Here is a 10,248-nt window from a genome sequence, read left to right as displayed (position 1 = left end):
CCGGCCCTTCCATTCAACGGTAGTGGTTTCACCGTGTGCTCCCCGCCCACGCGGGGATGAACCGCGCCCAACACGGTTACTACCTGAACACTTAAGGTGCTCCCCGCCCACGCGGGGATGAACCGGTTTCCTTGTGCCGCCGCAGTTTTCCGAACGCGTTCTCCCCGCCCACGCGGGGATGAACCGACCCGATGTACGCCACCCTTCAGGACATGATCGTGCTCCCCGCCCACGCGGGGATGAACCGCATTCGCGACGAGCGCCACGCTCAACGCGCAAGTGCTCCCCGCCCACGCGGGGATAAACCGTGTCCTGATGCCGCCCCTCATAGCCTTGAAGGGTGCTCCCCGCCCACGCGGGGATGAACCGCGCTGGAAAAGGCGAAAGCCCAAACCGAGTACGTGCTCCCCGCCCACGCGGGGATGAACCGACGGGGATCAAAACCGAAACCACCCTCACGGCGTGCTCCCCGCCCACGCGGGGATGAACCGACACGGCCGTTATTATCGGCAATGTCCTGCTGGTGCTCCCCGCCCACGCGGGGATGAACCGCCTGATCCACGGGTTTTTGTGACGACGACACCTGCTCCCCGCCCACGCGGGGATGAACCGCCACCACGCAAAACGGCATGAAGAATGCCCTTCTGCTCCCCGCCCACGCGGGGATGAACCGCTGATCAGCGCCATGCTGATCCTCTTCTATCTCTGCTCCCCGCCCACGCGGGGATGAACCGACCGTTCGTTCCCGCGAACGACAATTTCAAACCTGCTCCCCGCCCACGCGGGGATGAACCGGAAACACCACACCGCACCCCAGCCCGCTATGACTGCTCCCCGCCCACGCGGGGATGAACCGCGCCCAATTCAGAACGCTCATTTCTTCGCGGACTGCTCCCCGCCCACGCGGGGATGAATCGGCAAGTGCGTATTTATATGAAACACAGCTCTCGGGTGAACTTAGCTCCGGCGCCCCCAATCGCCTTCATGTGAAATGACGAACCTTAATGATGTGGTCCCTTGCGTCGTGGGCGACCTAGGTCCGCACGCAGATACCGAAAGGTTTAGGGAGCCATTTAGGGAACCATCACTTGAAACTAGAAAAAATCCAGCATTTTCAATTTTAGATGGCGGACAGGGTGGGATTCGAACCCACGGTAGGCTTCCACCTACGGCGGTTTTCAAGACCGCTGCCTTAAACCACTCGGCCACCTGTCCTTGCCTTTGAGCGGAATGCGCTTCTATCGTGACACTTGGCGATTGCCAAGAGCCTGTGGGGATAAATCCTCAGCCGTCAGCCAAAAACGTCCGTTCATCGATTAAATATTTCAAAAATAATTATTACAGGTTAAGTTGCGTCCACCAAAAACAAACAGGAAGGATTCCCATGCCCGCGTCCCTTTCCCGCCGCAGCGCCCTGCTGGCTTCGCTCAGCCTCGGTGCCCTGACGATGGTCAGCCATGCCTCGGCTGCCACCCCGACCGGTGATTTCGTCACCGTTCAGGGCCCGCATTTCAAACTCAAAGGCGAAACCTATCGCTTCGTCGGGGCCAATATCTGGTACGGTGCCTATCTGGGGGCCGATGCCGCCTTCGGTGACCGCAAGCGTCTTCAGAAGGAACTGGATGATCTCAAGGCGCTGGGGGTCACCAATCTGCGCGTTCTGGCCTCGTCTGAGCTGTCGCCGCTGAAAAACTCGCTCGATCCGGCCTTCCGCACGCGCGAAAACGGCAAATACAACGAAGACCTGCTGATCGGTCTGGATTACCTGCTGGTCGAAATGCACAAGCGCGGCATGAAGGCCGTGCTGTACCTGACCAACTTCTGGGAATGGTCGGGCGGCATGATGGCCTATCTCGACTACACGACCGGCCACTATATCAATAATGGCGACCCGGCCCACCCGTGGCCGGAGTTTGCCGATGTCGGCTCGCGATTCTATGCCAATGAAAAGGCCGTGGCCATGTACCACGACTATGTGCAGTTCCTGCTCAAGCGCACCAATTCGCTGACGAAAAAGCCGTATCGCGACGACTCCACCATCATGGCCTGGCAGCTCAGCAACGAGCCGCGCCCCGGTGGCGGGCCTGAGATCGCCGCGCAGCACATGCCGGCCTATCTGGCGTGGATTTCATCGACGGCCAAACTGATCCGCTCGCTGGCGCCGCATCATCTGGTGTCGCTGGGCCATGAGGGTCTGATGGGCGTCGTCGGCAATGAAACATTCCTGATCGATGCGCATAAGGAGATCGACTACCTGACGGCGCACATCTGGCCGCAGAACTGGAGCTGGGTCGATGGCAAGGACCTGCCCGGCACTTTCGATGCCGGCGCGGCCAAGGTGCAAAAATATATCGACGACCATATCCGCATCGCCACGGCGATGAACAAGCCGCTGGTCTTCGAAGAATTCGGCTTCCCCAGAGATGAAGTGAAATATGAGCCGGGCACGCCAACCGTCTGGAAAGACAAGTTTTATGGCATGATCTATAAGGCGGTCGAAGACGCGGTGAAAACCGGCGGGCCGGTGTCGGGGTCGAACTTCTGGGCCTGGGGCGGTGCGGGCCGCGCCCTGCATAAGGATTACTGGATGCTGCGTGGGGAAACCGCCTATGTCGGCGATCCGCCGCACGAGCCGCAGGGCTGGTACAGCGTCTTCAATACCGACACTTCGACGCAAGGCCTGATCCGTCAGCACGCCGAGCGGATCAAAAAGCTCAAAGTCTCCTGATGTGTTTTATGAAAAGGCCGGGTTAACCCCCGGCCTTTTTTATGGTTTTACGGGATTAACCGCAGGGCCCGCCGGTGCCGTCGCGCCGCCCAAACCCGGCAAAACCGCCGTCTGGTAATCCGGCGGAATGACGAACCATTTGGCATCCTGAGCCCCCCTGGCATAGGCCACCACCTGAAACAGCGGCGCATTGCGCCCCTTCTGTGTCATCTGCATCAGGATGCCGTCGTTATTGGCACAGGCCATCCCCGACTGATTAAGATAGCCGCTGAATTCCAGCGTGCGGCACGGCTGTCCGGCCATCAGGCTTGAGCCCACCGGACGCACCGTCGCCCGCGCTTCCAGCGTCGCCAGATCAAGCGGCAGAGGCAGCAGGGCCGCTTCACGGTTCAAGGGGAACAGCAGCGCGATGCGTTTGCCGCCCGCCGACGTCAGATGGATCAAAACCCCCTTGTCGCGGTCGGCAATATAGGTCTGAGACACACCGCCGCTCAGCATATCCAGCCGCATTTTTGCGCCTGTGCGGCGCACCTCCACCGGCGTCTCAAACCCGGCCATGCGGACACGGGCGAAGAAATCCGGCTCGGAGGACACCTGCGCGTTGGCGACCGGCGTCAGGGCCATCAGTGACAACAGAACGATCAGCCAGCGCATGGGGCGACTCCTCTATCCCGCTTGCATTTGCGCGGATTCGGCGGCATTGACCAAGCCTTCTGCATGGGAAAGGCATTTTTGAGACCTCCGTGACCCCGACCGAGCCGCCTGCCCTGCTGATCGACGCCCGTGGCCATCGCTGCCCGGTACCGACCCTGCGCCTGCGTAAGGCCCTGTCCGAGCATCCTGACGCCGTCATCACGCTCCTGGCCGACGATCCGATGGCCCAGATCGACGTGCCGCACTTCTGCCAGCAGAACGGATTTCGCCTGATCGCCTCCGTCGCCGAAGACGCCCACAGGCGCTTTGTCGTCAGCGGCTAAACCTTTCCGGCGCGTTTACCTTTTGGCGAGACGAATCGTTTAGGCCTTTTCTACCGCTTGTCTGGCGGCCGGATATCCTGCGTGTCAGGGCCTGTATCTCAGGGAGTTTGAGTTGAATATTCAGGCGCGCGTCTTGCTGCTGGCGAAGGATCAGCAATGGCCTGAGCGGCTGGGGGCTGAGCTTGACCGGCTGGGCTGGCGCACCATTACGGCCTATCGCCCCGACGCGGCACTGGCCTGTATCGGGGATCTTCAGATCGAGGCGGTTCTGGTCGATGCGGCCCATCCGGAGTGTTCGGCAAAGCTGGTGACCCAGTTGCGCGAAGCCTGCGCGCCGCGCCGCCTGCCCATTGTGCAGGTAACCCACAATGGTCAATACGACATCCCCGAAGGCTGGGACATGGTCTATGACCGCGACGCCCACCCGCAGCAAATCCTCCTTGGCCTTGAGCATATGGTGCGCGCCAATGTCGCCGAAGAGGAATACGAACTGCGGCGCGACACCCTGAACGCGCTGGGGTTGGACATACCGTCGCGCGACGATGACAAGCCGCTGGCCATACTTTCGGTAGGGCCGGCAGACCCGGATTTTCTGGCCCTCAGCCATACTCTGCGCGCGCGGGGTGTGGACCTCTATGCCGCCTTCACCAGCTACTCAGCCTTTGATTATCTTCATGATAAGACGTTCGACGCCGTCGTTCTGTGGGGGCGTGAGTCCGTCGCTGAGGCCCTGTCGATCGCATCGGGTATGCGGCGTAATACCCGGCTCTACCACACGCCGGTATTCCTGCGTTTGCAGAAATCCGTCGATCTCGATCTGGGCGACGCCTTCCTGCGTGGCGTCAACGACGTCTCCGCGCCGGGCGCCAACGAAGCCGAAATCGCCGACCGGGTGCTGCGTCTGGCCCGCGCCTATCGTCGCCAGAGCAATACGCGGCAGGCGCTGGAGGCCGTCAACCACAGCCCATACATGGACAAAGGTACGGGGCTGTTTACCCGCGACCTGTTTGCCGCCCATCTGGCGCGTCTGGCCAAGGCGTCCAGCCAACGCAACCGGCCTTTGAGCGTCTGCGTGCTTAAAATTTCCGAAAATCCGGAAATTGCACAGGCCCGAATGCGCAAATCGCTTGAGCGCGCCATGCCTCAGATCGGGTCGATGATCTCGCGGCTGGTGCGCGCCGAAGACACGGCGGGCCGTTTGTCGGAAGAGGTGTTTGCTCTCGCCCTGCCCGCCACGCCCGAAGCCGCCGCGCGCCTGGTCGGGGAGCGGATCGGAGCCGTCATAAGCTGCACGGCGTTTGAATCCGGTAACGGCCGCTCGCCCTTTGTGGTCGAATTCGATGTCGGCGTAGCGGAACTGATCGACGGCGAACCCGTGGCCGAAGCCCTGACGCGCGCCGCTCAACAGATTCGCCCGTCTTCCGGGGATATGGATCAGGCGATTTAGCTTGCGGCTATGGCCGCCAGCCGCGTCATGATCTTTTCTGCAGCGGCCAGACGCCCGGCTGCGTCCGGCCATTCGCCCCGCACGAGCAGCTTCTGATCCGGACGCAGCTTCCAATCCTGCGGATGCGCCTGAATGAGGCCGATCAGCCCCACAGGATTGCTGAACTGATCATGGCGGAAGCTAATGACCGCGCCCTTCGGCCCAACGTCAATCTTGGCGACATTGGCTTCACGGCACAGGCCCTTGATGCCGACCACCTTCAGCAGTTGCTCTGCTTCTTCCGGAATCGGTCCGAAGCGGTCGATCAGTTCGGCAGCCAGCGCTTCGCGATCCTCGCGCTTTTCGGCCTCTGACACGCGGCGGTACAGGGACAGGCGGATATTGAGGTCCGGAATATAGTCTTCCGGGATCATGACGGCGGCGCCGGCATTGATCTGCGGCGACCAGCCCCGGTGATCCGTGGCCGGTTCATCGGCACGGCTGCGCAGTTCATTCACAGCGTCTTCCAGCATCTGCTGATACAGCTCGACGCCGATTTCACGGATATGGCCAGACTGCTCATTGCCCAGCAGATTGCCGCCGCCACGGATATCCAGATCATGGCTGGCAAGCTGGAACCCAGCTCCCAGATTATCCAGAGATTGCAAGACCTTCAGACGCTTTTCTGAGGCTTCACTTAAAATCTGGTGCGGCTGCGTCGTCAGATAGGCAAAGGCGCGCGTCTTGGAGCGCCCGACGCGCCCGCGGATCTGATAAAGCTGCGCCAGACCAAACATGTCGGCGCGGTGGACGATCAGCGTATTGGCGGTCGGCACATCCAGTCCGGACTCAACAATGGTGGTCGCCAGCAGCACGTCGTACTGACCGTCATAGAAGGCGGTCATGACTTCTTCGAGCTGGGTCGGGGTCATCTGACCGTGGCCGACAATAAACTTCACCTCCGGCACCTGCTCACGCAGGAAGCGTTCGAGGTCTGGCAGGTCTTTCAGGCGCGGCACCACATAATAGGCCTGTCCACCGCGATATTTCTCGCGCAGCAAGGCCTCGCGTATGCTGACGGCGTCGAACGGCAGGACGTAGGTGCGTACCGCAAGACGGTCCACCGGCGGCGTGGCGATGATGGACATTTCCCGAATTCCGGAAAGTGCCATTTGCAAGGTGCGCGGGATCGGCGTCGCCGACAGGGTCAGCATATGCACATCGGCACGGAAAGCCTTGAGCTTTTCCTTGTGCTTGACGCCGAAATGCTGCTCCTCATCGACGATAACAAGACCCAGATCCTTGAATCCGACCTGCTCGGACAGCAGGGCGTGCGTGCCGATCACCACCTCGACTTCGCCGTTTTTCAGGCCGTCGCGCGTCTCGTCCGCCTCCTTGCGCGTTACCATGCGTGACAGATGGCGCACGCGGATCGGCCAGCCCTGAAAGCGTTGGCTGAAGGTCTTGAAATGCTGGCGCGCCAGAAGCGTCGTCGGGCAGATAATGGCCACCTGCTGACCCGACATGGCCACCACAAAGGCCGCGCGCAAGGCCACCTCGGTCTTGCCAAAGCCGACATCGCCGCAGATGAGACGATCCATCGGATGTCCCTTCGACAGGTCGTCGAGCACATCGTGGATGGCGTTGAGCTGGTCTTCGGTTTCTTCGTAGGGGAATTGCGCACAGAATTCGTCGTAAAGCCCGGACGGCGGGTCGATCTGCTGACCCACCTTGAGCGCACGCGCCGCCGCGAGCTGGATCAGGCCATCGGCCATCTCACGCAGCTTTTCCTTGGCCTTCGCTTTGCGCGCCTGCCAGCTTGCCGAGCCCAGACGGTCCAGTTGCGCCGTGTCGGAATCCGCCCCATAGCGCGTCAGCAGGTCGATATTTTCGACCGGCAGGTACAGCTTGGCCTCGGCGGCGTATTGCAGTTCGAGGCAAGCGTGCGGGGCGTCGTTGACGCTCAGCGTTTTCAGGCCCTCATAGCGCCCGATGCCGTGCTCGATATGCACCACCAGATCGCCCTGAGACAGGGATGAGGCTTCGGCCAGAAAATTATTGGCACGCCGACGTTTACGCGGGCGGGCTAATCTATCACCTAAGATATCGGTTTCCGAAATAACCGCCAGGGTCTCGGTCTCAAACCCCTGATCAAGCGGCAGAACGGCGCGCTGGATCGGCTTGGCCTTGGTGCCGGCGACCCCGAAGCTCAGCGCGTCGGCATAGTCCTTGGCCAGCCGCGTCTTATCGAGCCCATGATCGGAGAGCATGGCTCCCAGACGATCAGACGAGCCTTCGGTCCACGAGGCGAACAGCACCCGCTTCCCGGCCTTCGACAGGGCCTTGGCGTGGTCGGCCACGGCGGTAAACAGGTTGACGCTGTCCTGATGGCGTTCCGGTGCAAAACTGCGCCCCGGCCGCGCCCCCAGATCAATGGCCGAAGCCTCATCGCGCTGAAAGGTCTCGAACTGACGCACGCGGCCCTTTTGCAGACCGCTCTGCCATTCACTATCGTCGAGATAGAGGCGACCGGGTGGCAGGGCGCGATAGCCGCTGTCCAGCTTGACGGCGCCCTTGGCCATGACGCGGGCATCGCCGGACCCTTTGCGCGACTCATAGGCATCGAGCACAGAGTCACGCCATTCGCCAAAGGCCTGTTCGGCCAGACCGTCCAGAAGGATCAGGGTCTGCGGCGGCAGGTAATCGAACACGCTGTCGAGGCGCTCATAAAACAGCGGCAGCAGGGTTTCGACGCCTTGCCGACGGATACCGGAAGACACCGCCGCATAGATCGGGTCATCGCCGGGCGCGCCAAAGTTTTCCAGATAGCCCTGACGGAAACGGCTGATGCTTTGTTCATCCAGCAGGATTTCGCTCACCGCCATGAAGTCAATCGCCGCAATCTGTTTCAGCGAGCGTTGGGTTTCCGGATCGAAGGTGCGGATGGATTCGAGCTGATCGCCGAAGAAATCGAGCCGCACCGGCTCGTCCTGACTGGGCGAAAAGACGTCGATAATGCCGCCGCGCACGGCGAATTCGCCGCGTTCGGAAACGGTCGAGACGCGGTTATAGCCGTTGCGCGAAAAATAGGCCTCAAGCTCGCGCGTTTCGATGCTCTGACCGGGTTTGAGCGACAACAGGCTGCCGCGCATGGCGTCGCGCGGCGGCACCTTCTGCGACAAGGCGGCCGAGGTGGTGAGGATCAGCACAGGCTTGGCCGGTTTCCCGTTCAGCGCCTGAAGCCGCGTCAGGCCGCTCATGCGCTGGGCAATCAGGCCGGTCGTCGGGCTCACCCGGTCATAGGGCAGGCAGTCCCATGCCGGAAAGCGAATCACATCCAGTTCCGGCGCATAGAAGGCCAGTTCTTCGGCGATGGCGTTCATACGACCGTGATCGCGCGCCACAAACAGCGCAAGCCCTTCGGCGCGCGTCAGGTCCGACGCCACCAGACTGTCGTAACCCGGCGGACACCCGGTCAGGGACAGGCGGGTGGCGGCGGCAGTAATGCGGGAAATATCGGACATCTATTGCTGAAGCTTTGTGTAAGCTATCTTATAATACTGATTGAGCTGGTTCATGATTTCGGAATCATGCTCCGGGGGCACGGGGTCGCGTTCGATGATCCAGCCATAGAGATCCTGATCCGGCGCTTCGAGCAGGGCTTCGAAAATATCGAGCTGTTCGGCGGTCATGGTCGGCAGATATTCTTCGGCGAAATGCCCCAGAATGATGTCCGCCTCCTTGAAGCCGCGTCGCGAGGCGCGGAACCACAGTTTGCGCAGGCGGGCCTGATGGAGATCGTCAGCGGTGTCGGTCATGGTTTTCCCGTCTATGGAGCGCAATCGCCCTTCTCTTTCATACGGTTTGGTGCTTGAAAGAGCCTATGCGTCCGGAAATTTTGTTCCCCTATTACACGTCTTTGACCGGCCTGAAAGGGGTCGGGCCGAAAATTGCGCCGCATCTGATCCGTCACGTCGGGCCCTATGTGCGTGACCTGCTGTTTACCCTGCCCAGCCAGTTGATTTTTCGGCCCGTCAGTCGCATCGCCGAGGCCCGCGTGGGGCAGGTTCAGACCCTGTGCGTGACCATCGGCAGCTATCAGAAAAGCGCCGGTAAAGGACCACAGCGCATCACCGTTTTTGATGATAGCGGGCAGATGCAACTGACCTATTTTCATCCCATCCGGGGCTTCGAACAGCAACATCCCGTCGGCGAAGTCCGCTGGATCAGCGGCCGGGTCGAAAGTTTCGGTTCGTCGCTTCAGATGAACCATCCGGACTATGTGGTGCCTCTGGACAAACAGGACACCATCCCCCTGTTTGAAACCGTCTATCCGGCGACAGCGGCGGTTTCGCCCCGGCTGATGCGGCGCTTCGTCGAGGCAGCCCTGCACAGGGTGCCCGACCTGCCAGAGTGGCTGGATATTGAGACGCTGGGGCGACTGAAAATTTCCGGTTTTTCGGATGCGTTGCGCGCTGCCCACGCCCCCGTGAGCGAAGCCGACCTGCTGCCTGATGCCCCGGCGCGCAAGCGGCTGGCCTATGATGAGGCGTTGGCCCATCAACTGGCCATGAAGGCGCGTAAGCAGCACCGTCAGGCCACCCCAGCCCTGATCATCGACCGTCACCTGTGGGCCGATAAGGCGTTGTCCACCCTGCCCTTCGCCCTCACGCGGGCGCAGACACGTGCCCTGAACGATATTCGCGGTGACCTGCGCTCCGGCGAACGCATGAACCGCCTCATTCAGGGTGATGTCGGGTCGGGAAAGACTCTGGTGGCCCTGATGGCCATGATCGACGTTGCCGAAGCCGGGCATCAGAGCGTCATGATGGCCCCGACCGAGATTCTGGCGCGCCAGCATTACGAAAAATCCCTGCCTATCCTGAGCGATATGGGCATTTCTGCCGTGCTGATGACCGGACGCGACAAGGGTAAGGAGCGCGAAGCCAAACGCGCCGCCGTAGCGTCGGGCGACACCACAATGATCTTTGGCACCCATGCCGTGTTTCAGGAAGGCGTGGCGTTCAAAAGCCTGCAATTCTGCGTTATCGACGAACAGCACCGCTTCGGCGTGGGACAGCGGCAACGCCTGTTCCTGAAAGGAGACAGCGTCCACT

At 61.2% G+C, this 10,248-nt stretch carries 7 protein-coding genes, 1 tRNA gene and 1 CRISPR repeat array; of the genes, 4 read left to right on the top strand and 4 right to left on the bottom strand.

The features are described from left to right. Positions 1-36: 36 nt before the first annotated feature. Positions 37-917: a CRISPR direct-repeat array (repeat unit 28 nt; unit sequence TGCTCCCCGCCCACGCGGGGATGAACCG). Between the two features lie 208 nt (positions 918-1,125). Beyond that, positions 1,126-1,215, bottom strand: a tRNA-Ser gene (locus LDL37_RS11930). 169 nt (positions 1,216-1,384) lie between these two features. On the opposite strand from LDL37_RS11930, the gene LDL37_RS11925 reads away from it, so the two are divergent. Further along, positions 1,385-2,728: a mannanase gene (locus tag LDL37_RS11925; protein WP_290798500.1), complete on the top strand. Its 1,344-nt coding sequence runs from the start codon at positions 1,385-1,387 to the stop codon at positions 2,726-2,728. A 39-nt stretch (positions 2,729-2,767) separates the two neighbouring features. Here LDL37_RS11925 and LDL37_RS11920 read toward each other — a convergent pair whose 3' ends face one another. Continuing rightward, complete coding sequence (locus tag LDL37_RS11920) at positions 2,768-3,382, bottom strand: hypothetical protein (RefSeq protein ID WP_290798497.1); 615 nt, start codon at positions 3,380-3,382, stop codon at positions 2,768-2,770. Between the two features lie 89 nt (positions 3,383-3,471). Here LDL37_RS11920 and LDL37_RS11915 point away from each other — a divergent pair, with 89 nt between their 5' ends. Together LDL37_RS11915 and LDL37_RS11910 are read left to right on the top strand one after the other, a co-directional pair. Then, the gene (locus tag LDL37_RS11915; RefSeq protein ID WP_126423767.1) at positions 3,472-3,705 is read left to right on the top strand and encodes a sulfurtransferase TusA family protein; all 234 of its coding nucleotides are present in this window, start codon (positions 3,472-3,474) and stop codon (positions 3,703-3,705) included. Positions 3,706-3,817: 112 nt separating this feature from the next. Then, positions 3,818-5,152, top strand: a complete 1,335-nt coding sequence (locus LDL37_RS11910; RefSeq protein ID WP_290798493.1) for a diguanylate cyclase — start codon at positions 3,818-3,820, stop codon at positions 5,150-5,152. Here the strand turns inward: LDL37_RS11910 and mfd are convergent. Further along, positions 5,149-8,655: a transcription-repair coupling factor gene (gene mfd, locus LDL37_RS11905; RefSeq protein ID WP_290798490.1), complete on the bottom strand. Its 3,507-nt coding sequence runs from the start codon at positions 8,653-8,655 to the stop codon at positions 5,149-5,151. The genes LDL37_RS11910 and mfd overlap by 4 nt on opposite strands. Then, a complete protein-coding gene (locus LDL37_RS11900; RefSeq protein ID WP_290798487.1) occupies positions 8,656-8,949 on the bottom strand; it encodes a succinate dehydrogenase assembly factor 2 in 294 nt (97 codons plus the stop codon). 65 nt (positions 8,950-9,014) lie between these two features. On the opposite strand from LDL37_RS11900, the gene LDL37_RS11895 reads away from it, so the two are divergent. Beyond that, positions 9,015-10,248, top strand: a 1,234-nt coding sequence (locus LDL37_RS11895; protein WP_290798484.1) for a DEAD/DEAH box helicase, incomplete at its 3' end; no start/stop codon positions are given.

Origin of the sequence: Asticcacaulis sp. (assembly GCF_020217185.1) — a bacterium.
GTDB lineage: Bacteria > Pseudomonadota > Alphaproteobacteria > Caulobacterales > Caulobacteraceae > Asticcacaulis.
Note: the sequence above shows the minus strand (reverse complement) of the source record. Positions and strands in the feature narration are given on the sequence as shown.